Origin of the sequence: Fulvivirga sp. M361 (assembly GCF_007097395.1) — a bacterium.
In the GTDB taxonomy this organism is placed as follows: Bacteria; Bacteroidota; Bacteroidia; order Cytophagales; family Cyclobacteriaceae; genus Fulvivirga.
The window spans coordinates 36,626-61,118 of the sequence record NZ_VKDC01000043.1; the positions used below are offsets into that span (position 1 = coordinate 36,626).

A 24,493-nucleotide genomic window follows, 5' to 3' on the forward strand; every position below is an offset into this window, starting at 1 on the left:
GACATGATTTTTCAACGATAAATAACTATATTATGAAATCAAACCAAGCTATTTTTCACCTACTCCTTTCCGCCATACTTTTTTCTTGTGCTTCAAATAGCGTGGCTCAAACAGGTGAAGGTTTATTAGAAGAATTAGACCTGATAGATTACTCCTATGCCGGTTACAATTTTGGTGAAAGTGAACTTCCGGTAACGTACGACTTACCCGTATTTAATGTTGAGGATTTCGGAGCGGTGGCAAATGATGACATTTCCGACCAGGAGGCTATACAAAAGGCAATTCGCAAGGCAGAAGCAGCTAAGGGTGGAATAGTACTTTTTGGCAGTGGGAAATACATCATTAACGAAATCAAAGGAAAGAAGAAAGGAATCCTGATAAGTGCGAGTAATGTAATTCTCAAGGGGGCGGGAAGTGGAGAAAATGGCACTATTCTTCACATGAAAGAACCTCTTGCGCAAAAGTATCCGGATAAGCTTTGGACGACTCCCCCGATGATTTCATTTAGAGGCAAGGGGGGTGAACCGATCAAAGGGTCCCTGGCAGGAGATGTGAAGCTTGGCGATAAGTCTATTATGCTTAAAGGGTCTCATGGACTAAAGAAGGGGGACTTATTGCTTATTAGGGCGCAAGGCACCTTTCTCAATGACAGACTATTGGAAGGCAAGAAAACCCGGAAAATTTGGACCACTATTAATGAAAAAGGAGCTGTTATTCATGAAATCCACCAGGTAGCAAAAGTCTCAGGTAAGAAAGTAACGTTCAAGGCGCCTGTTCTTGTAGATATGTATACTAAGGAGCCTTGGCAGTTAGAAAAGCTTTCATTTATAGAGAACTGTGGATTTGAGGATATTCGGTTTGAAGGAAACTTTGATGAACCTTTCATTCACCATAAAAACGCTTACCATGATGGGGGGTTCACAGCAGTAAACATGTCCAGAACTCATAATTCCTGGGTTCGGAACTGTACCTTTCAAGATGTAAACAGGGCCGTATCTTTCTCCGAATCATTGACAGGAACGATCCTCAATTGTCAGGTAGATGGAAATGGCGGCCACAGTAGTTTTGTTTCTTCCAGAAGCACAAGGGTATTAATGGCATATTGTTCGGATAATGCGAATCAGTGGCATGGGCCGGATTCTTCTCATGAAGCCGTGGGTACGGTTATTTTACGCTTTACAGGTATCAATCGTGGAATAGACGCACACGGGAATGTTCCCCGGTTTACATTATGGGATGAATGTGAAATGGCAGGTTTTGATGGAGACAGTGTAGGCCGGGCGAGTCACGGCGCTAACTATAAGAATTTGCCAAACCATTCCGTAGGCCTGGTGTTTTGGAATTTTACACAAACTGCCCGTCCGAGACCGGGTTTTGATTTTTGGGATTTGATGGAAGATACGCCAACTGATAAGTACGGACCATTGACGGCTGTCAATCCAGTTATTGTTGGCTTTCAGGGAGAGGGAACTTCATTTATGAATGCCGGAGTGGTCAAATCACTTGGACGAGCTGTAGAACCTTCGTCCTTGTACTTGTACCAACTACGGAAAAGGCTAGGCGATATACCCGCTTACCTGAATGAAGAAATTAACTCAATAAAATAGAATGATATTCGCCCGGGTAAAAGACGATTTGATTTCATTCTTACAAACTGTAAGCAGAAAAGCCCTGATAATAGGTTTGAAAGTAAACCTGATCTTCTGCGGTGTAATAGTGATCACTTCTTGTGGGGGTTCTGATACTTTAGATAAGGGTTCGGGTATTGTGGTTAAAACAATTTGCAACCCGATCGATGTAAGCTATCGTTTCATGCCGGAAACACCATCAAGAAGGGAGGCTGCAGACCCTACTATAATTTCATTTAAGGGAAATTACTTTCTCTTTGCTTCTAAATCAGGAGGCTATTGGTTTTCGGATGACCTGGCCAAATGGCAACTCGTGGAAACAGATCAGATACCAACGGAAGAGTATGCGCCAACAGCCATTGTACTTAGAGATACGGTGTTTTTTCTAGCCTCATCAAAAGAAAAAAGTGTGATTTATAAGTCCGCTGACCCAATTTCCGGCATGTGGGAAATGGCCAATGACTCATTGGAAATACCTGTCTGGGACCCGGCATTTTTCCAGGATGATGATGGTAAACTCTACCTGTATTGGGGATGCTCAAATGTCGATCCTCTTTACGGGGTTAAAATTAATGATATGACATTCAAATTTGAAGGACCCATTCAAGAAATCATATACCCTAATCCGGAACAGTTGGGGTGGGAAATCCGTGGTGACTATAACAAAAAAAAGGATGTATCTCCCTGGTTAGAAGGCCCATGGATGAATAAGCATAATGGAAAATACTACTTGCAATATGCTGCCCCTGGAACACTGGAGAAGTCATATTCCGATGGTGTGTATGTCGGCAATGCACCATTAGGCCCTTTTGAACTGGCAGCGCATAACCCCTTCGCTTATAAGCCTGAAGGGTTCATTTGTGGGGCAGGCCATGGAAGTACTTTCAAAGACGCCTTCGATAACTATTGGCATGCCGGCACCTTAGTGATTTCTCAAAAACACAAGTTCGAAAGACGAGTAGGCATTTACCCGACCTTCTTTGATAAAGACGATGTGCTCTATGCATATACCCGGTTCGGTGACTACCCTATGAAGGTTCCACAGCAAAAAGTAACCGATCAGGACCTGTTCACAGGATGGATGTTGCTTTCCTATAAAAAGCCGGCATACGCGTCATCTACGTTGAATGGATTTCCAATAGCTAACGTGAATGATGAAGAAGTGAGAACCAGTTGGTCGGCCTCATCCGGGGAACCCGATAAGTGGATTAAACTGGACCTGCTTTCGACTTCAACCGTTCATGCCGTTCAACTCAATTTTGCTGAAGTAAACACCGAACTCTATGGTCGTTCTTCTGACAAAAGACACGCTTTCATTCTGGAGGGATCTGAAGATGGCGAGAATTGGTTTACGGTTGAAGACTACAGCAGAAATACATCGGATCGATCTCACATTTACCTTACCTTTGATCCAATACAGGTAAGATATTTGAAACTAACGAATGTAGCCGTGCCGGATGGCAATTTTGCTATGTCTGGTTTTCGCGTATTTGGCCTAAAGCCCGGAGCAGTACCTGACAAAAGTGAAATTATAGAAGCGAATCGCGATTCAAACGACAAAAGGGATGTACATCTTGACTGGAAAGCAATTCCTGAATCCATGGGCTATAATATCAGGTTTGGGACCGACGCCGGTAAGCTTTACCAGAATTACCTGGTCTATGATAAGTCCGGGTTAACGATTCGCAGCTTAAATAAGGATATAGACTACTTTTTTGCCGTAGAGCCATTTAACGAGTCAGGAGTTGGTGAATTATCGGAAATAGCAGGCCCATTTTAATATGCCAAAGTGTTTTTCAAATGAATAGTATAAAACGATTTAAATCAGAATGGAAAGCGGTTTACGCTTTTTCAATCCTTTTTGTAGCTACCATTGGCTGCCAAAAAAGCGCTGAGAAAGAAGAAACCATAAAGGTCCGGCCTAACATCATCGTTATTTATTTAGATGATTTAGGCTATGGTGACCTTAGCTCGTATGGAGCCACTGAACTGCAAACTCCTAATATCGACAAACTGGCCAATGAAGGCATGAAATTTACCAACGGCTATGCTACTTCAGCCACGTGCACTCCCAGTCGGTACGCTTTGCTAACAGGCGAGTACCCCTGGAGGCGCAAAAGCGCAAAGATCCTTCCCGGTACGGCTCCGCTTATTATTGATACTGCGCAGCAAACACTACCTAAACTATTAAGAAGCGCAGGCTATCAAACAGGCATTGTTGGTAAGTGGCATCTTGGTTTAGGAAATGGAAGTGCGAATTGGAATGAACTCATTTCTCCTGGCCCTAACGAGGTAGGATTTGATTACTCCTATATTATGGCGGCTACCCAGGACAGGGTGCCTACTGTTTACCTTGAAGATGGTTTGGTGGTGGGATTAGATCCAAATGATCCTATACAGGTTAATTACGCTCAAAATTTTGATGGAGAGCCTACAGGACTAGACAACCCCGAATTGCTTAAAATGAAGTGGCACCATGGTCACAACAGCAGTATTGTTAATGGCATACCCAGGATTGGTTACATGAAAGGCGGTGAAGCTGCCAGGTGGGTAGATGAAGAAATGGCGGATCACTTTCTAACCAAGGCCCGAGAGTACATTAAAGGCCACAAAGACGACCCTTTCTTCTTGTATTTGCCCATGCAGCAACCCCATGTTCCCAGAACACCACATCCAAGGTTTGTAGGGAAGTCCGGCTTAGGCCCGCGTGGAGATGTCATAGTAGAAGCAGATTGGTGCATTGGCGAAATAATGAAGGCTTTGGAAGAAGAAGGTATACTGGAAAGCACGCTTATTATTTTTTCTAGTGATAACGGCCCCGTACTAAATGATGGCTACTATGATGATGCAGTTGAAAAACTTGGTACCCACGATCCGAAGGGTGGATTAAGAGGAGGAAAATACAGTTTGTTTGAAGCAGGCACAAGGGTGCCGTTTATTAGTTACTGGAAGGGTAAGATCAACCCGGGTCAATCGGATGCCCTTATTTGCCAGATGGATTTACTGGCCTCAATAGGCCGTTTAGTAGGGAAAAAGGTAGAAAAGAGTGACAGTGAAGACATGCTCGACTTATTGCTTGGAAATTCTGACAAAGGGAGGGAGTCGCTCGTTATAGAAGCCAACACGCGTACCGCTTTCAAGAAGGGTGATTGGGTTATGATCCCACCATACAATGGTGAGGCTATCGCCAAGGACGTAAATATTGAATTAGGAAATTCAGAGAACTTCATGCTCTTCAATCTAAAAGACGATCCGGGGCAATTGAATAATCTTGCAGATTCAAACCCTGCTAAACTGAAAGAGTTGAAAAAGGAGTTTTACGAAATTCGTGGCGACTATTCCGGCTTTGAAAAGCTGGAGTTGAAATAAATCATGGTAGGAGGCTATCATAGTTCATTTGACTTCATATGCATAAAAGTGTAAAACCCCCTTCAAAATTAATGGTTCTTAGTAATGCTTTATTTCCGGAAGGAAGGCAGTTGCGAGTCTCTTGCCACTATTGTGCTCCTTGCAACAAAATTTATGATACCATTTTCTTATCCGAAGAAACATGTTAAGGAATTTTCTAAGCAAAGGGAAATCATCATTGTACTATTATTTCTTGGCATCCTGTTTTCGTTTGACCTGGCGAAGGCCAGGTTAACCCATCTTTAGAGCCAAAAAAGGCTCGCAGTGACGATGGGAGTCTTTTTTATGGATTGTTATCTCGAACTCACGTTAGTTAGGATGGGTGAGTTGATATGTGTATGATTTTGATCATGATATGTACTATTTTGACAGACTTCTATAGAGCCATACAATAAATTAGTTAGCATGATCCAAACGTAAATTAATATGAAGACCAAACCGTTATTTGCCAACGTGATGCTCGTTACATTCTTCTGCTTTTCCTTTTCCGTTGATTCAGCATTTTCTCAGGATGCGCTGATATGGCAGAAATATACCGGAGTCATTTCAAACCCAAATATCCCTTTGCTTCCGGATTACTCTTATGCCGGCTATATGAGAGGTGAGGTAGGTATTCCGGATGTCAATCACCAGGTTTTCGATGTCACAGATCCGGCATACGGTGCAATTCCCGATGACGGCCTCTCCGATAAAGCAGCCATACAGGCGGCTATTGATGCTGCAGAGGCCAATGGCAGCGGAGTTGTTTTTTTCCCTCCCGGAGAGTACACGGTCAATACGGTGGTCTTAAATAATCAACCTATAACGATAAATTCATCCAACATAGTACTAAGAGGAAGCGGGTCGGCCTATGGTGGAACCGTCATTAATATGCTCAATCACATGGATACCACAAATGGTTCCCAAAGTCGTGCGTTGTTCAATTTCTCTCAAGTAAGTGGGCTGAATAATAAAACCAGTTTAGGTGTAGGTACGGCTAACCGTGGAGACCAGGTCGTGACGGTAGCAAATGCAGACCGTTTTGTGGGAGTTAAATATTGCCGGATTTTTATGGATGCTACCACCGTTGCCAATAGCGACTTTCTTGAAGGACGGCCTACAAAGGTCATATGGACTCAGATCAATAATGGCGTGTTGCTTGATGAAACACATGAAATTGACTCTTTGGATCTGGTAAATAACAAAATCTACCTGAAGGATCCATTAATAGATACATTTAAGGCCACTTATAACTGGAAAGTACGGACGAATTATTTGTTGGAAAATTGTGGGTTTGAAGACATCCATATAAAGGGCAACTTTCTGGATCAGTTTGTCCATCATAAGAATAATTACCATGATTACGGATGGAACGGTGTTGATTTGAGAAACGTAGCACACTCCTGGGTAAGAAGGTGTCGGTTTACCAATGTTACTATGGGCGCCAAGATTACCGCCAGGTCTTATGCATCAAGTATTCTGAATATCCTGGTAGATGGTAATGCGGGACACGCACTGACACAGGCTGGATACAGATCCTCAAGAATACTTCAGGGATTGATTTGGGACAATACCAATAACGGTCAATTTCATGGCGCTGATATGAGCGGAGGTGTAGCAGGGTCGGTGGTTTGGAGAGTAGATGCCAGAAAAGGGAAAGGATTCGATTTACATGCCTCAATGCCCAGGACGAACCTTATAGACCTCTACGTCCAGGTAGAAACGGATAATGTAGGGGGTAATTATAAAAACTTGCCACATCACCTGACCGGACTTACTATGTGGAATATAGAGCAGGTAGGCACACAGAATCAAACCTTGGATTTTTGGAACCTATGTTCGGGCAACTACTGTGGTCTGACCGTGGTAAATCCCATGGTGGTTGGATACCACGGAGCAGCCAATACCAACTTTATCAATACCAAATATGAAGAAAGTAACGGAACAAAAGTATCTCCGGAATCTTTGTTCGAAGCTCAGCTTATAGAACGAACGGATAGTGTTCCAAGCTGGATTGCAGAGGCCATTAATGAATGGGAGGGCCTGAAACAAGACTGGTACTTTACACCTGTTATTCACAATTATGTCGAAACTTTCAATAATCTAACACTTGTCGGTTGGGGGAATGATATAACCTATGAAGGGGATCATGGATTCACATGGACAGTGAGCGGTAAAGGCGAATCCGGACGTATTGACAGTACCAAAAACATCTATATGAGGAGTGGCAAGGTTGGGGCTAAATCCGACTTGATCCAAGGAGGGATCAGGAACTTTAAAGTGACTTGTAAAAACCTCTGGCATACAGAAAATGAGCGGAAAATCAAACTTTTGATCAATGGTAATGAGGTGGATTCTCTCGTGCATACTGGTACGGATATTTACGACTTTTCGGTTAATAATATCAACGTGCCGGGAGATTTTACGATAGCCATCAAAAATGCATCAGACACATCTGACAATAATTCAATTGCCATGGACAATATTGAGTGGAGTTCTTATTCACCTCCTCCTTCTTATTTTGATTATATTGAGACCTTCAATAACCTAACACTTGTCGGTTGGGGGAATGATATAACCTATGAAGGAGATCATGGATTCATGTGGACAGTGAACGGGAAAGGTGAATCCGGACGTATTGACGGTACCAAAAACATTTATATGCGGAGCGGTAAAGTTGGCGCATCTGCTACAATTAACGGTGGGATTGGGAATTTTATGGTGACTTGTAAAAATCTTTGGGACACAGGAAACGAGCGGAAAATCAGACTCCTTATCGATGGTGAACCGGAAGACTCACTGTATTATTCAGAAGAAGGTTTATACACGTTTGAAGTGTACGGTATCAATAAGCCAGGAGGTGTTACAATTGCCATAGAAAATGCATCGGATATATCTGTCAATAATTCAATTGCTATAGATAATATTTCATGGACAAGTTATAGCAACAGCAATGCCAGACACAAACAACAAAGTGAAGTTTCCACCGTTTTGAATGTCGCTGTTGAACAATTCAGGACGTATCCAAATCCAATGAAGGATCGTTTGGTCATTACAGGTATACCGGAAAGAGCAAACCTGGAGCTGTTAGACGCCTCTGGCCGGCAAATAAAGCTTCTGAATATGGAAAACCAAAGCGGGAATGATTTGCAGCTTGATGTTTCAGGTCTCCAACCAGGTATCTATTTAATGAACATAAAAAGCTCAGATTATTATTATACATTCAGGTTGATAAAAGAATAACTCAACCCCACGGACTATAGGATTTGAGATATCTTTAGCCATTTAAGCGATTTATTGCATCAAGTGAGTTGACCTTGTTCATACACGTTTTTAAGTATTTTTTTATGTTGAAGTATACGGTTCAAACTACCTTCATATTGTTGATGTTAGTGGCCTGCCAGCAAACCGAACATCCGGCTGGCCGACCTAATGTCCTACTTATTATGGTTGATGATCTAAACGATTGGACGGCATACCTGGGAGGTCATCCGCAAGCAAAAACACCCAATATTGATGTACTGGCGAATCGAGGAATGGCATTTACGAATGCCCACTCCAATTCGCCACTTTGTGGTCCGTCAAGGTCTTCCATGCTCACCGGGTTACGACCATCCACTTCCGGGGTTTATTTTCATATCCAGGACAAGAGTTTGGTAAACCAGGTAAGAAACGGAGACCTGAAGGCAAAGCTACTGCCTGATTACTTTGCAAAAAATGGCTACAAAACCATGGGGGTGGGCAAAGTCTTCCACTTAGGAGATCAGGCAAGGGTGTTTAACCAATATGGAGGGTATTGCGATTTTGATCCGAGACCGGAGGAGCATTTTGTATATGACCCGGTTTGGTTTGATAAACCGCCCGGCACTTCAACAGATTGGGGAGCTTATCCGGCCCATGATTCTTTAACATTTGACCAGCAAATAGCAGATTGGACCATGGCCCGTCTTGAAGAGCAACATGACAAACCGTTTTTTATGGTCACAGGTTTTATGCGTCCGCATGTACCCTGGTATGTTCCTCAAAAATGGTTGGATGCATTTAATAGTGACAGTATTCAGACCCCAGCGTATTTACCCGAAGATTGGAAGGATGTGCCCGAGATAGGCAAAAAGATCACCGAATGGCCCGCTATGCCAGATATGGACTGGATGTTAGAGGAAAGCAGGTGGGAGGATGCTGTAAAAGCCTATTTGGCCAGCATGTATTTTGTAGACTACCAAATCGGGAGGGTACTTAAAAAATTGGAATCCAGCCCATATGCTGAAAACACCATCGTCGTCCTTGTTTCCGACCATGGTTACCACCTGGGGGAGAAGGGACTGTTTCAGAAAGGCACTCTTTGGGAACGGTCATCTCATATTCCGATGATATGGGCCGGTCGGGGCATTAAGAGCGCAAAAACCGATGAACCGGTTAGTCTTTTGGATGTGTATCCTACGCTGGCAAAGATCTGTGAACTGATACCCCCTGACCATCTTGAAGGCAATAGCCTTTTGCCATTACTTCAGGGAGAAAAATCCGGTAGGGATTATAGCGTTGTGACCACCTATGGTCCCAACAATCATTCGGTCTTTTATGAAAACTGGCACTACATTCGGTACAATGATGGATCAGAAGAGTTGTACGATCTTAAAGAAGATGAACACGAGTGGGTTAATCTGCTAAGCGATAACAAGAAACATAGCTCGGTTGATCAATTAGTGCAATTACTTCCAAATGTAAACGAACCTAACCATGTGCACAGCCATAACTCGGCTGTTCCTTATTTCACGAATGAATAGATAATTTGGGTTATTTGCTTCTCTTCACCTCTTGGTCCAATTCCCAATCATCGGTTCTAAAGGAGGACACAGGTAGCATATTCGTACCGTATAGTGAACCGTCCACCCAGTTCTGCCATGCGTAGCGGACCGCCACCGGTTTTTTCACTTCTTCACTCCATACCAATAACTTTTGACGCTTTTCAATTTTGGCCTGTGCCGGATAGAATACTTTGTCTTCACCGGCTATTTCTATGTTCCTGATCTCACCCTCGTAGGCATAGAGACCGTTTTCAGCATGCTTGAAGTGCAATTGAATTTTATCTTCCCGGATTTCCATACTATCGTACCGTGGAGCATCGGGATTGATTCCACCTAAACCGTAAGTTTTGGCTAAAGCCTGATACAAGAGCCGGTCCGCAACTTCTTTTTTCTTTGGTGGATGGATCCATATGGAATCACCCAGATCCATAGTGATGGCTATTCCTGAGTTTGGTATCAGATCTGCGCATTCAAGTTGTGCCTCACGAATGAAAGCAGTATTTTGAACATCCTGATAGACATCATTACCTGTATACATGTAAGGTGCTATCTGCGCGAAGTAAAAGGGCATATTTCCTCCCCAACGTACTCTCCAGTCTTTCACCATTGCAGGGAATAGTTCTTTGTACTCATTGGGCTTGAAACGGTTGGCTTCACCTTGATACCACAGAAATCCTTTTAAGGTGTAAGGAATCAGAGGATTGATCATGGCATTGAACAGCATCGTTTGCGTTTTGTTCATTTTGGTGTCTTCATTTGTGCCGCTCAGGTCTACACGTTGAAATTCAGAAAGCACCTCTTCGCTCATCCAGGCTTCCACAAAGCTGCCACCCCAGGAGGTGTGGATAATACCAACCGGAACATCCAGTACTTGCTGAAGCTTGCTGGCAAAAAAATAGCCAACCGCACTAAACTTCGAAACTAATACGGGTGATGCTTCTGCCCAGGATTCATAGCTTTTTACGTTTTCTAAGGGAGTGGTAGATCCGTGTTTTTTTACATTGAACAATCTTATATTCGGATTTCGTGCATTTACGATCGCCTCCAGACCTCCATATGTTGGCTGTGCGCTGTAGCCTTTCACTGGCTGCTGCATATTGGACTGACCAGAACATAACCACACCTCTCCGAAGAGGATATTTTCAAGATAAAGTTCATTTTTCGCAGTAATTCGTATTGACTGTGCTGCCTTTGAATTGGTTGTTGTTAATTCGATTCTCCAATGGCCTTCCTTATCAGCTTGCGTCTTGATGGCATCCCTTAGCCAGGAGGTTTGAATCGTAATTTTCTCTTTAGGATCCGCCCATCCCCAAAGAGTCACTTCGGTATTCCGTTGTAGTACCATATTGGAAGAAATAATGGCGGGTAAGGTGATCTCTGCATTTGAGATGCAAATAATGCTAATGTAAAAGAGCAGGGTGAATGTTATTTTCTTCAACATGGATTGTTCCGTTTTATTTGTCGATACTCCAAACTTTAAAATTCTTATATCGGGCACTTCGCGTGTACATGTGTCGCAATCCGATTCTTCCGTTGTCACAATCAGGAAAATCACTCACATCCCATTGACAGATAAGTCGGTGCCCGGCGTATTCCTTGTGCTGAATATGCATCTCAATCTGGCTTTCAAATTTGATGACTTTAATGTGATAGGTCTCATTGGGGTGGAACAGACCGGTTTTGAAGATATCACCACTTACATCGGTTCCATTCAGGCCCGTGCCGTTTGGATCATACCTTCTTAATCGTATGTAATCATTATCTCCCGAAAATTCTTTAGCCCCAAAAGCTGCATAACTGATATGGTAGGTGTTCATAGTATTGAAATACGTTTTCATACGGGGAACCCGTCGTTGATCATTCCATAAGGAAATATCTTCCGGATGCTCTTTATCGCCTTTGCCCGTAGCAAGAAAATACAAGATGTTAACACATCGCGTGGTGGTATCCGTTCGTGTATAATCGTATTCAATGAGCAAATTCCCTTCAAAAACCTTTTTCGTCCATAAGACGGTGTGGCAGGTGTCATTCCCATGTTCCGGACCTGCTATAAGTTCCATGCCTTCAGGTGTGTTAATCACCTGAGACCGCTCTCCGTCCAGCATCCATTGGTCCTTCCAGTTATGGGTCCCTGTATCTTCGAAGAGTAGTTCCGACCTGGTGAAGTTGTGATTTCCTTGCGACTGGCAGGTAAAATACATGAAAGCTGTAAAGAGTAATAAGAATAATTTCATGGTCGCCTTTTTTGCAGGGATACTAACCAGTCAGCCATCCGGTCCGTCCAGTTTTGTAAGTAGCCTTTTCCAATAGCAAGGGAGTAACCATGGCCTCCCTCCGGATAGATATGCATTTCGGCAGAAACATTGGCTTTCCGGAGAGCTTCATAAAAGAGTAGACTGTTCTTTACAGGAACTGCCTTATCATCAGACGAATGAACAATAAAAGTGGGAGGGGTTCTATGGGTTACCTGTAGTTCATTTGAAAAAAGATCTATCGTTTCCTTTTTTGGATTTGGGCCAATTAAGTTCTTTCGACTTCCGCTATGCGTAAAATCTGCGTTCATAGTAATTACCGGGTAAATGAGTGCCACAAAGTCCGGTCGTGCGCTTAAAGCATCGACAGGCTCAGTACTACCGAAGACTTTCTGATCATACTGAGTTGCCAGAGTTGAAGCCAGATGACCTCCCGCCGAAAACCCTATCACTCCAACCTGGTCGGTATTTATATTCCATTGATTTGAATGATATCGTATTAGTCTCAAAGCACGTTGCGCGTCCTGAAGTGCATAAGTTGACTCATCCTTTTCGGAAGTAGTCCTGGGCAGGCGATATTTTAAAACAAAGGCTGCTATTCCCTGAGTATTCAGCCATTTGGCGATATCCGTACCCTCCCAATCGTAAGCCAGGCCGCTGTAACCACCTCCGGGACAAACTAAAAGCGCCATTCCTGTGGAGTGTCGCCTGACTGGCAGAAAGACTTCTATGGTAGGAATCTGTACATGCTCTATCCAAAGGATATCTCTGTTCGGATCTGTTTTTTCAGATTTACTTGTGTTGACGGCATCACTGTTCGATGGCCATAGAGGAATTAGATTAGGCTGACCACTGACTTCACTCATAAAAGTTACACTGATCAGGAAAATCAAAATGAAGTTTATGTAGCAGTAATTCATTAATTATCAAGTTTAATAAATCTTAACGCCAAGTCGGTCTGGCTTACAAAACTAAATCAAATCTAAGGACTGTTTTTCTCCCAAAAAAAAGAACGAACAATTGTTCAAAAAGTCTGAATGATAGTGAAAGAGTTTTTAAACGTGCATAAGCATTTTAGATGTACTAACTATCAGAAAAATTATATGAGAAATCTTACTTTTATTTTAATATCAGTATGTCTTTGTAGTCAAATTGCCTTTGGCCAATTGCCGGTTTTACCAGACTCGCTTATTACCAGATGGAATATGGCAGGAGTAAACGGCGGCATTCCCTTTGTGCCGGATTCCTTTACAAGTGCTAATGCTGTCCATGTTACCGCTTTTACCAGCGCAGGTATACAGGAAGCGATAGACTCTGCCAAATCAGAAGGCAAAAACTGGGTTTATTTACCCAATGGCACCTATGACCTGACAGCAGCTATAAAAATGACAACAGGGGTTTCCCTTGTAGGAGAAAGTCGCTCCGGAACAGAACTTTTGATAAAATTTAATTCCGGAAACGCTATCGCTATGTTTAATGACAATAACTGCGGTGTTTATAGAATGACACTTAGAGGAATGTTTCCGGTAGGAGATGGGACCTACCATACAACACCTATCAATAAATGGGGATGTGATACATGTAACGAACTTCCCGATGTAACAAATCGGAGTATTTCGATTAGCCAGTCTTATAATTGTTGGGTCGATGATGTCAGTATCTACAATAGTGGCCGGCACCCTTTATGGATTTCAGGTAATGCGTATCATAATACCATCAGAAATGTAAGGGTCAAAGGAGCCTTTAATAAAGGAGGAGGGGCCATGGGATACTTTATGATTGGAGGACGGGATAACTTGGTAACGGAATGTAGCGTCACAGAGATCAGGCATATCACTATGCAAGGGACAGGATCTACGTTTAACGTGTTGAATAACAACGATTTTGACCAGGAGATAAGTTTTCATGTAGAAGACTCGGGATACAATCTGGTAGAGGGTAACCGAGTAACTCTGCCGGCTGATATGCCGGTCGGTTATTACGCTATAATGGGCACATGGTCCGTCAAGCATGACATGTCTTTGAATGACAACTATGTTTACAATAATTACTTCAAAGAAAATAACCATGGTGGAGATACCCTATTCCTGGGTCAATATGGGGCAAATGCCGATGTTTTTGCAGGACCGATTGACGGTAAGAAAGAAGCTCAAGCTGCCGGAAGAACATATGATCACACGCAAAATTTTGAGGCAGGCTACGCAGCGCCACCGTCGGGTCGAGTCTATATGGGAACGAGCCATCTGTCTTCTTTATCTGTTCAAGATGCTTATATAAGAAGAGGGACTTACGAAAGCAATAATTACAACACTTCGACCTTGGTGATCAAAAGAGCCAACGATAACTCTTATGACCGTGAAACCCTGCTATTATTTAATGTCAGCGATATCAGCATAATTCCCAAAAAAGTGGTTTTAAAGATGTATTTAAACTCATTTGGTCAACAAAACGCTTCAACAAGTGAGATTCAGGTTTTTAAAGCCGGTATTTCCGATTGGGATGAAACCACAGTCACAGGTGCTGATATTGATACCACAGGCAATGTCATTTCCTCAACAACCGTATCGTCAGCATTGGGGCTTTATGAATGGGACGTGACCAGTGCGGTTCAGGATGTATTAAATAATGGAGATACGCTGGTTTCTCTCTTACTAAAATGTGCCACTAATGATGCCAATTACTTATCATTCGACAGCAAGGAAAGTGATTTTGCCCCAAGGCTGGACATCCGGCAAGAAATAAATCCTTTGGTATCTGATCATGATACATTTGTCAGGCGCGGCAGCTATTCGGGAAATAATTATAACTCATCCTTACTTACCATCAAGAATGTGACAAACCCCTCTTTTGATCGTGACGTTGTGGTTTCTTTTGATGTGTCTGCAATCGTTGGCGCCCCTGAATCCATAACGCTTAAAATGCACCTTAACACCTTCACCATTCAGGGCTCGGGGGGGAGTATGTCTGAGGTTAATGTGTTTAACACGAACTCACATGATTGGGATGAAACTAACGTCACAGGAAATGATATTGATTCGCTTGGGACTCTGGTATCATCAACTGTGGTGAATTCAACAACCGGTTTTTACCAGTGGGACGTCACTAGCGCCGTGCTTCAAGCCATTTATAATGGTACAAAAGTATCTCTCCTTTTAAGAACTAAAACTGCGGATGGTAATTATATGAACTTTACCAGTAGAGAGAGCGATTATGAGTTGGCGCCCAGGCTGGTGATTGATCAGGTTACCCCTCCACCAAGTGGGGCCCGTGTAGCTGGGGCCTGGGAGTTACACGAAGTTTTTGATTCATCTGAAAATCCTTTTAATATTTATCCAAATCCGACCCAAGATTACCTGAATATTCTTGGCATTCCACAAGGGTCAGAACTCAGTATATATAATATAAGTGGCTTAAATCTCATCAAAAAAACAGTCAATCGATCGAATAACTATCAGTTTGATGTAAGCTTACTCAAAAGGGGTCTTTACATCCTGACAATATGGGAATCAGGGACCAATCAAAGTCGATCTTATAAATTTCTAAAGTCTGAATAGCCTTCTGAGGTAATTGAGGTCTTGTTACTACATAATGCTCATCGTGTTAGGTTAAATGGCTTAGACGCTTTTCACTGGGTTATTTTTCCTAACCAGGAGAGGGTCGAGCGTTAAGAAACCATCCGGTGAATGGTCTTAGTGATGGGCCAGGGAGCAAAGCGGGCAGGGGGAAACGAGCCGTGGTCGGCATAAAGTTTTGGAGGGAAGGGGGGTAACCCTGTTATTAAAAGTATCACTTTCATTCCATTGAAAATCACAGCACTCTTTTGCCACTCCCGCGGAGCGAGGAATTACCATGCTGTAGCAAGGGACGTAGGACAGGAGGGAAGGAGAGTAGTAGATGTGTGCGGAATTTATTATCAATATTATGCGGCATTGTTGAAATAGAACAACTCTCCCAAGGTCGAGTTGTTTCCAGTTCAACAAGCATTTCACCATCATTTTTTCTTATGTTTTTATATAAACAAATTGAATTATCTGTTCATCGGGACATTCGCATATTAAATTTATGGTAGTATCATCTATAATCTTAAAAGTCAGTCTGGAAGATTCTTGGATTAGTATGGTTTCGGCATCTTGAACCTGATAACTTAATCTACTTTTCTTTATAAACTTGCAATCCGCAGTATTATCAAACGTTATAGTGTTAAATCCTTGTATTACGACACCCGAAAAATCTGATTGTAGAGGATAACTTACACTAACATTGTATTCCAGTAGGTCATTTCTATTGAACGTTTTTTGATGTTGTGTGAAAATAACTTCATCAGAACCTACAAATTCAAGCGTGTTCTTTTTTAGGCAATCATCCGATACATTGGTTATCTCCCATTTTCCTTGTATCCGGGCTATGATTGCTGAACCATCATAGGAAGAATTCGGTGGGTTTGAACTGTCATCTTCGTCGCCCTCTAATAGATTCCCGCTACTTTCTTCATCATCCGCAAATTCCTCATTATCAGCTCTAATAAAAATGTCAACCCGCGCTTTGTCATCATCTGTATTGAAGGTGATTTGTAGCGCATCATCTATTAATTCAATGTCAGATGCGGAATTAAAAAAAGTTACGCTATTTACATCATCAACTGTATATGTTCCGGCTAAAATCGATGTTGAGGATGAATTACCGTTACGTTTGATATAAACAAGCTCATAAGTATTATCTGCATTAAAAGTTGCTGTTGATTCTTGTAGATATGAAAAATCTTCTGTCCCTACCGCTTCTCCCTCAATTGTACTGCTCACAAGCCTCCATTCTCCAATTAATTTTTGCTTTGTAGCTGCATGTTCAGTTTCAATACTATTTGCAGGATCATCATCGTCCCCACAAGAGATCAGACCAATAAATAAAATGCTTAATAGTAAAAGAGTCCAATTTTTTCTTTCCAGTATTTTTTTTATTTTCTTAATTCGTTTATTAAAGTTTACCATACTTTTTCAAGAAGCAATAAGATATCTTAGTTATTGAAAGTGCAACGAAAATAATCGTCCGTTATTATTTGTAATACTATAGTGTAGATAACCGTATTTATGCTCCCATTTTTGCCGGTTCTTCTAAGGTTTGCTCTGCCATCTGCCGGTTGAGTGCCTGGTAGACGTTCTTTAAATCAGCCGTAAACAGCTTTTTGTCTTTTCATACCACTTTGTCTTTTCATACCACATAGCGAATTCGGCTATAGCTTTTAACTCTGTTGCATAGTCGTCTAGTTCATCGAGCTTTTCATTTCTGAGACGGGCTGCTTCCTGAGCTTGTCCTTTCTCAGCGGTGGCTTCATTGTGCAGTTTTTTAAGGTTTTCAATGGCCATTTTCACTGCATTCAGTTGGTCAGTAGTTGCTTTGAAATTCCCAAGTTTAGCTACAAAATCAGATTCTTTGAGTAACCGATTATATTCTTTGAGTAACCGATTATAAAAGCTTGTAGAGCTTTCAATCCATGATTCAATCGCATAGATTCTACCATTTTGTAACCCCCATCTATTCTGTAAGTCTTTATCATTTTGGGACAGAACTTTCATTAGTTTCAATGTTCGATCAAAGTTTGCTTCGGCATCATCCTTCTCTGAGTATAACTTGTCATAAGCAAGGCTCTGTTCCTGGTATTCCTTTTCAAGTTTTTCGGTGAGTGTTTTTATTGCCATGAAATAGTATTTAAGAATACGTTGTGTCAAATATTTTTATTCAAAGATGAAAAAGAGGGGGGCAAATCATGCATGCGAAAAACATTAAAATCTATGCGAAAACCCTCATCATATTGTTTTTTTTGTGTTGTTTCACTTTTGAAGTATTTATTTTTACATATCAGAATAGAGTTTCTTTTTTAACAATCCTTTTTCCCCGATGAAATTATGCATTTGTACGCCATGAGTGTACACTTTGAAGTGACTTGTCCTGAATAGCTTGATGTACAGTCCAATAAGTTGACAGGGTTTTACTTAATCTCTGATATTGGTTTACAATGATTAATCTTAATTGCTAACTATTGATTTATGTAAGGTTAGCTGTACTTAAAAAATTATTTTTTCACCAGTTCTTGTAGATCTCCGGAATTGATCTCATAGGCTTGAGCGCGTAATTCCATTCAAACTCAGAAAATAAAAGGTAATGAGTGATCAACTTCAGTCAACCCTATTTTAATTCAAGCGAGATGATCACCCTATCAGATGATGAAGGAGGCTAAGGATGAATGATTTAAAATAAGGGGCCACTGTCACTTACAGTCGCTCCCTTAAGCCGGAACATACCAAAAATCGGTCCCTTAAGTCGGAGCATACCAAAGAACCGCATGTGTGCTCACAGTTTAACCGTTAAAAGCTATCTATGTATGAACCAGAGAGTAATTTAACAACTACGCATCTTGGTTAGTGTGAAGCTCAGAGGTCAGGTGTTATAAATATTACTTTGACCTATAACCTCACACTCGCCTTAGTTAACAGTGACCTATTAAAGAACTTTTTGAGGGAGCGTGGTCTCCATATTCCCTCATAGACCCCCCGCTCATCGGGGGAGGTTTACTCAACTTCCGGAGAATTATTGTTTAAAGAATTTGGTCCTGAAAATGGAGCTGGTTCCGATTCCTTGTACTTCCAATAAGTAGAGGCCTGTTGCCAGGTTCGATATATCCACGAAAAGCACTCCTTCATCAGCCAGGTCGCCTTGCGAAACTGTCTTTCTTCTTAGTACCTGGCCAGAAACCATTCGGATGACCATCTGCTGTATCTTTCCATGATTCGAGTCCAGGACGATGTTCAGCTGTTCCTTTACCGGGTTTGGATAAACCTGCACGCTTCCCGCATTAGGCGGAGTGACCGTTCCAGTGACCAATTCGTGATCGATCTCAAAAGGCAAACATTTGCCACCAGAACTTGTGTGATCATTAATGACCCAGTTACGATTAGTTATTAGTTCATTGATTAAGTCAGAGACATCGGTCCCGTATTCCATGCCATCAGCTCCCAGGTGGACATCGCTTGCGCTCGTATTATTCGTCCATCCAAAAAGGGTTAGCGAATAGTTGGTACAGTCCAAACCTGAGTCATCGAACATGTCACGTCTATTGATAGCATGAGACTTCCAGCTGCCCAGGTCCTGATTGAACGAAGTAGCTCCTTCGAACATCCCGGTCATGTCTATTACCTTGCTCACATCCCAACCATTGATATCCTGATTGAATGAAGTTGCATTTTGAAACATTTTAGACATGTCTTTCACAGCAGACAGGTCAGGGGCATCCGTGGCGATGATTTCCAGGTTACTACATCCTTCAAAGGCCTCCTTCATACTTTTCCACCGGATGTCTCCCCACTGTGTTATCGCCTGTATCTTACCTGATCCCTCACGACCATTAAAATGGATATGAGGAAAATTTCCAGTGATTTTTACCACGTGCTCTCCCGGGGTGGAATATTCGTGGGTAGCATTTCCGGTTTGGTCAGTAACAGTTCCATCCCCCCAATCGACCGTGTAGTTGTAAGGGCCACTGTCGCTATTGGTAGGGATGGTAATTTCTTTGTGATCCGCTGTAGTCTGCCAGATGGTGATAAAAGGTCGTGTTTCATTGCTACAACCTGGGCATGAAACCGGTGTGGTGAAATCCAGTGGCCCTACCCAAGGACTATCATTATCCCCGGTATTCGGACCGCAAACAGCTTTAAGGTAGACCTCATAATCTGTATCTGCAGACAACTCTGTTAATGAGTGCGGGTTGGTGTCGGTTAAAACCCTGGTGCCTTGACCTTGTGCAAATCCTGCTTCTCCATATTCCAATTCCCATTGTGGTTCACTTCCATTACTGGTCCAGGACAGATCAACAGTATTGGCGGTTGTATTATCTGCAACAAAACCTGAAGGCATTGGACAACTCAGAGCCCCACAAATCACGGTAGCATCCCAGCCAGCGCTTGTTTCACTATCACTCGCGACAAACCAAACAGTTATCCTACCTTTTTCTGAGGTAATTGTTCCCGGGCTATCTGTTCCACTGTAGATTTCACGAGAAACATCTGGTCCAAAGATCCACATAAGATCACCTTCTGCCAAATCGAAAGCATTGAATGCAACTGTCACCGGAATATTTTCTCCTGATGAATAAATATCCATCACAAGACGCTCATTTTCTCCATAATTCTCTTGAGGTCCTCCGGTATCATAAAACTTACCTATTTCGCAATAATTGATAGGGAACTTAAATTGTACCGGGCCAATTATAAAACTATCATCATCTCCGGTATTCGGACCACAAACAGCGGTAAGGTAGACCTCATAATTTACGCCTTCATCCAATCCTTCCAGCTCATAAGGGTTAGTAGTGGTTAAAATCTTAGTCCCTGTTCCGGGTGCAAATCCTTCCAATCCGTATTCCAACTCCCATGCTGTCTCGCTTCCGTGACTGATCCACGATAAATTAACAGCGTCAGAAGTGATGTCCTCTACCACAAAATCTGAAGGTGCCGGGCATGAAACTGGTGTGGTGAATTTTTGAGGTCCTATCCAACTGCTAAAATCACTTCCACATAATGATCTTACAAAAACGTCATAATCAGTACTGGAATTTAGTACTGAAATATTGTATGACCTGGCGCTGGACATTATGTTTCTTTCTATTGGTGTTGGGGCATTTTCAATAATTCTGATCTCCCAATCTGAAGAAAAATCATCTGTCCACGAAATAGTCGCTGATTGATGGGTAATGTCGGTGATTGTGATATTAGCCGGATCTTTGCATGATGTCTTGAACGTAAACACCTCTGAAAAATTACTTGCTCCGCATTCATTATCACTTTTTACCCGCCAGTAGTAACTTGTATAAAATTCAGTTTGAGAAGGTGTAAATGTATTTTCATTTGTAGTGGTGTTTTCTATTATATTAGAAAAACCGGGATCGGTGGCTAGCTCAATGGTGTAGGTCTCTGCATTCTGGTCAGTCTCCCAAACTAAGGTTGAATTGGGAATTATTTGTGATGCATTATGTTCCGGAGATACTAAAGCAGGCTCAGACAAATCCTCAAATAGATTTAACTTAATGCGAGCATTTCGCTGTGCAGATGTTGTGTTTCCAACAATAATAGGCTCATAAAAACCTTGATTTGAATTTTCTAATCCTGAAATGCTTAGGGTGACCTCCGTATCGTTGTTTACTGCGGTAGCAGGATCAAATGTAGCTATAGCGCCACCTGGTAAGTTATCTACACCAAACGTTGCAGTTTCATTAAAACCTGAGAACGTTTTATAATTAAAAACAAAAACAGCCTCATCACCTTTACAAACATCCTTTTCTATTTCAGAAAAATGCATTGAAAACCCTGATAAATCAATGTTAATATCAGAAGCGTTTATCGAGTAGAAAATGTTATTTTCAGCTTTTACCATCAATCTGGCAGAAGCAGTTGATTCAGGAACCTCGGGAACAATAATATCATAACTTCCGCTATTAGGTACATTTGTTGCAACGGTAATGGGGTAAGTATATCCGCCATCAGTGGATAAATACACGGCTACTGTACCGGCATTGACAGGTGCTTGATTTGTATTGGCGACATTCCATGTAATTGTTCTAAGTTCTCCTACCTGCCACGTGATATTCGAATTTTGTGAGGTCACTGCAAAAGGTCCTGAACTACCATCTACCGTTACGGTCATTTCATCTGAAGCGGTTTTGGGGCCAAAAGCGGCATTGTCTCTTACCGTTAAAACAAAATTCATTATTCTGGATACCGATGGTAACACCTCCCAGGTTGGTGTTAAATTTCCGGATATAACATCTTCGAGTTTTGGTATATAGCGCAAAGGAACATTGGTAGGTGGTAGACTTCTAAATAGCGGTCCCCGAGTCCAGTCAGGTTCCGGAAAACTACTTGAGTTAGGATTTTCAGGATCGTTTTGCTCCCAACAATAGGATAAGTTTGAATTGTTATCAACATCATCTGCGGTACCTTCTAAAATAAATGGCGTTGACTTTGGAATCGTATAATTACTCCCCGCATTTACGGTAGGTGAATTATTCCCAGTACTGATTAATTCCCCGCAACCTCTAAGAGAAGTAACTTCTATAACATCTCGAATGTTAACATAATTAAAGTAACTATCTAGGCCACTTTGAACACTAGGAGAGCATATCCCCGCATAACTCATAATAGTGCTTCCACTTCCTGGTTCTACTGCTGTATCCCATTCAAAAGTTGATCTACATGAAGAACTACTTTGTACATGATCCGTTCCCAATTGATGTCCTAATTCATGTGCAAAGACCATATAAAAATCATCAGAGGCCAGATTAGGACCTGATGAAAATGCACTCCCCTTCCCAGGAAAGCCATCAAAACAAATTGCCACATAGGCAATTCCGTAATTCCTGAATCGATGCGCCAGAACATGTCCTATATCATAATTCGCAGCGCCAATCTCAGCGTCCAAATGACTTTGAACTACATTGGGCAATGAGGGGCCAATGGTTGTAAAAGGATCTGTACTGGCATTCAAATGTATTATCCTATCATTTGTTGGAATTAATTCCAGTGTTACACCAAAGTCCCGTTCAAAAATTCCGTTAATTCTTGTTAGCGTAGTATTTAAAGCAGCTAAAACGACAGCTTTTCTTTCAGCATCACTGGTTTCACTCCCTTTTAAGAAATAATTTGAATATTCTCCGGTGGTTGCCAGTGCCAGACGGTACTTCCTTAAATACCCATCACCGGACGATATCCTGGCTTTTGCATGATTTTTATTTAAAACCTCATGTGCTTTTTCTGTTACGTCACATTCAAAGGGAGATAAGGGTTCACTATCTCTTTTATTGAATGCCACATATGCGTTAGCTTTTAAGTTGGTGGGTTTAACCAATACCGTGCCATTATTGTTTGTCGTTATAAACGCCGTTAACCCATTGTACTTAGAATAACTGAAACGAGCCACTTTATTACTGCTCGTACTTTTGCCAATGTAGGATTTTATTGCCGGGAATTTTAAAGCTAATTCTTCACTGAAATTTGGCGCCTCTAATATTTCAAAAGCTTCAAAAGTATTATTTTCAACAGGAAGTAAAATTGTTGAGGATTTCTTCTTTGAGCTTGTTCTACCGGATACATTTTTTAGAATAGATAAAAACAGTTTTTTATCTAAAGTTAACGTTTTATGTTTTTTAGGATTTTCAGCAATCTGTGCTTGGAAATCTTTCGTGTTTTGTTTCCAGATTTGCTGCGAAAAACCATTAAAAATAAAGGCAAAAATGCTAATGAATAATAATAGTTTTGTTTTCATATGAGTTTAGGATTCATAATAATTTATCTATCTTGATTGAAAGGCGGTGTCTCCACTGAACATCCCCGATAAGCTTTTTACATTACCGATGTCCCAATCACCTATGTCACCGTTGAACGAAGTAGCATCACTAAACATCTCTGTCATAAATATTACTTGTGACAAATCAGGGGCATCTGTAGCGGTAACCTCCAGGTTGCTACATCGTGCAAAGGATTTCTGCATACTTTTCCACTGGATGTCTCCCCACTATGTTACCGCATGTATCTTGTCCGATCCCTCACGACCACCGAAATAAATATGAGGAAAACCCCCAGTGATTTTCACCTTGTACTCTTTTGCGTCGGCATACCTATGAGTAGCATCTCTGGTTTGGTCAGTATCTATAGTTCCATCCCCCCAATCAACCGTGTAGTTGTAAGGACCGCTATTACTGTTGGTAGGGATGGTGATTCCTTCATTATCCACAGTTGTCTTCCAGATAGTGATAAAAGGTTGTGTTGTTTGAGTTTGCACTAGGGAAAGGAAAAAGAGAACTACTATGAGTAGTACTAACTTTTCGAAATACAAGATGGTAGTTTGGTTCATATCTAATGACGTTTATTTCAACGATGAAATAGAATGTTTTAAAACTGATTCAGCATCAAAGATCAATTTTGATACCGCCCTGATTTAGTATGGCCCGGCTTATGGACATTTCATAGTTTTCAATGGTTAGATTTTACTAAATTGAATTTTTAAATTATTTAAAAGATCTAAAGGTAGGAGAGGGAAGGCGAAAACAACTATGCGAAAAACACTAAAAAATATGCGGAAAACGTCGAATCAAGGATTGGTTGGAGAATGACGGCACCCAAAAAAAAAACAGGCTAAACCTGTCCTAATAATATGATGATCATCAAGTTATAAATTTTATTTCATGTGTACGTTATCAAATTTCAGTTTCAAATGTGAGAGAATAGAGGGTAAAGCATTTGTACTAAAAACACCGAAATCAACGCGGGAACCATCAAATGAACGATTCGAGGTTACGTCGATCCATTATATTTATACCAAATTATATCCTAAAACGAGACATAGAAATTAGCCAAATTGTTCCGACAAAATAAAATAG

General features: G+C 41.5%; 14 protein-coding genes. 6 read left to right on the top strand and 8 right to left on the bottom strand.

Annotated features, from left to right (window positions below):
* Nucleotides 1-32: 32 nt before the first annotated feature.
* The 5 genes from FNH22_RS27805 (at nt 33) to FNH22_RS27825 (ending at nt 9,799) form a co-directional block, all read left to right on the top strand.
* Entirely contained in the window at nt 33-1,607 is a 1,575-nt protein-coding gene (locus FNH22_RS27805; protein WP_143401796.1) for a DUF4955 domain-containing protein, read from the top strand.
* A gap of 1 nt (nt 1,608) precedes the next feature.
* On the top strand, nt 1,609-3,408 hold the full coding sequence (locus FNH22_RS27810; RefSeq protein ID WP_143401797.1) for a family 43 glycosylhydrolase: 1,800 nt from the start codon (nt 1,609-1,611) through the stop codon (nt 3,406-3,408).
* 20 nt (nt 3,409-3,428) lie between these two features.
* A complete protein-coding gene (locus FNH22_RS27815; RefSeq protein WP_143401798.1) occupies nt 3,429-4,997 on the top strand; it encodes an arylsulfatase in 1,569 nt (522 codons plus the stop codon).
* 465 nt (nt 4,998-5,462) lie between these two features.
* A complete protein-coding gene (locus tag FNH22_RS27820; protein WP_143401799.1) occupies nt 5,463-8,258 on the top strand; it encodes a DUF4955 domain-containing protein in 2,796 nt (931 codons plus the stop codon).
* 104 nt (nt 8,259-8,362) lie between these two features.
* Complete coding sequence (locus tag FNH22_RS27825; protein ID WP_143401800.1) at nt 8,363-9,799, top strand: sulfatase; 1,437 nt, start codon at nt 8,363-8,365, stop codon at nt 9,797-9,799.
* 10 nt (nt 9,800-9,809) lie between these two features.
* Here the strand turns inward: FNH22_RS27825 and FNH22_RS27830 are convergent, their stop codons facing one another.
* Genes FNH22_RS27830 through FNH22_RS27840 form a run of 3 tightly spaced genes read right to left on the bottom strand, consistent with a single transcriptional unit; the run spans nt 9,810 to nt 12,992 of the window.
* A complete protein-coding gene (locus FNH22_RS27830) occupies nt 9,810-11,261 on the bottom strand; it encodes a sialate O-acetylesterase (protein ID WP_143401801.1) in 1,452 nt (483 codons plus the stop codon).
* A gap of 13 nt (nt 11,262-11,274) precedes the next feature.
* Complete coding sequence (locus FNH22_RS27835) at nt 11,275-12,054, bottom strand: DUF1961 family protein (RefSeq protein ID WP_143401802.1); 780 nt, start codon at nt 12,052-12,054, stop codon at nt 11,275-11,277.
* Nucleotides 12,051-12,992 (bottom strand): alpha/beta hydrolase, encoded by a 942-nt coding sequence (locus tag FNH22_RS27840; protein ID WP_143401803.1) that lies wholly within the window; start codon nt 12,990-12,992, stop codon nt 12,051-12,053. The genes FNH22_RS27835 and FNH22_RS27840 overlap by 4 nt, the downstream gene beginning before the upstream one ends.
* A gap of 285 nt (nt 12,993-13,277) precedes the next feature.
* Between FNH22_RS27840 and FNH22_RS27845 the strand changes: the two genes are divergently transcribed.
* Nucleotides 13,278-15,626: a DNRLRE domain-containing protein gene (locus FNH22_RS27845; protein ID WP_185154455.1), complete on the top strand. Its 2,349-nt coding sequence runs from the start codon at nt 13,278-13,280 to the stop codon at nt 15,624-15,626.
* Between the two features lie 447 nt (nt 15,627-16,073).
* On the opposite strand, the gene FNH22_RS27850 is transcribed toward FNH22_RS27845, so the two are convergent.
* The 5 genes from FNH22_RS27850 to FNH22_RS27870 form a co-directional block, all read right to left on the bottom strand.
* Nucleotides 16,074-17,057 (bottom strand): DUF5004 domain-containing protein, encoded by a 984-nt coding sequence (locus FNH22_RS27850; protein WP_143401805.1) that lies wholly within the window; start codon nt 17,055-17,057, stop codon nt 16,074-16,076.
* 171 nt (nt 17,058-17,228) lie between these two features.
* The gene (locus tag FNH22_RS27855) at nt 17,229-17,765 is read right to left on the bottom strand and encodes a hypothetical protein (protein WP_143401806.1); all 537 of its coding nucleotides are present in this window, start codon (nt 17,763-17,765) and stop codon (nt 17,229-17,231) included.
* 889 nt (nt 17,766-18,654) lie between these two features.
* Nucleotides 18,655-23,379, bottom strand: a complete 4,725-nt coding sequence (locus FNH22_RS27860) for a reprolysin-like metallopeptidase (RefSeq protein WP_143401807.1) — start codon at nt 23,377-23,379, stop codon at nt 18,655-18,657.
* A gap of 27 nt (nt 23,380-23,406) precedes the next feature.
* Nucleotides 23,407-23,604, bottom strand: coding sequence for a BspA family leucine-rich repeat surface protein (locus FNH22_RS27865; RefSeq protein ID WP_143401808.1), 198 nt, complete (start codon nt 23,602-23,604; stop codon nt 23,407-23,409).
* 24 nt (nt 23,605-23,628) lie between these two features.
* Nucleotides 23,629-23,967, bottom strand: a complete 339-nt coding sequence (locus tag FNH22_RS27870) for a PKD domain-containing protein (RefSeq protein ID WP_143401809.1) — start codon at nt 23,965-23,967, stop codon at nt 23,629-23,631.
* Nucleotides 23,968-24,493: the final 526 nt, after the last annotated feature.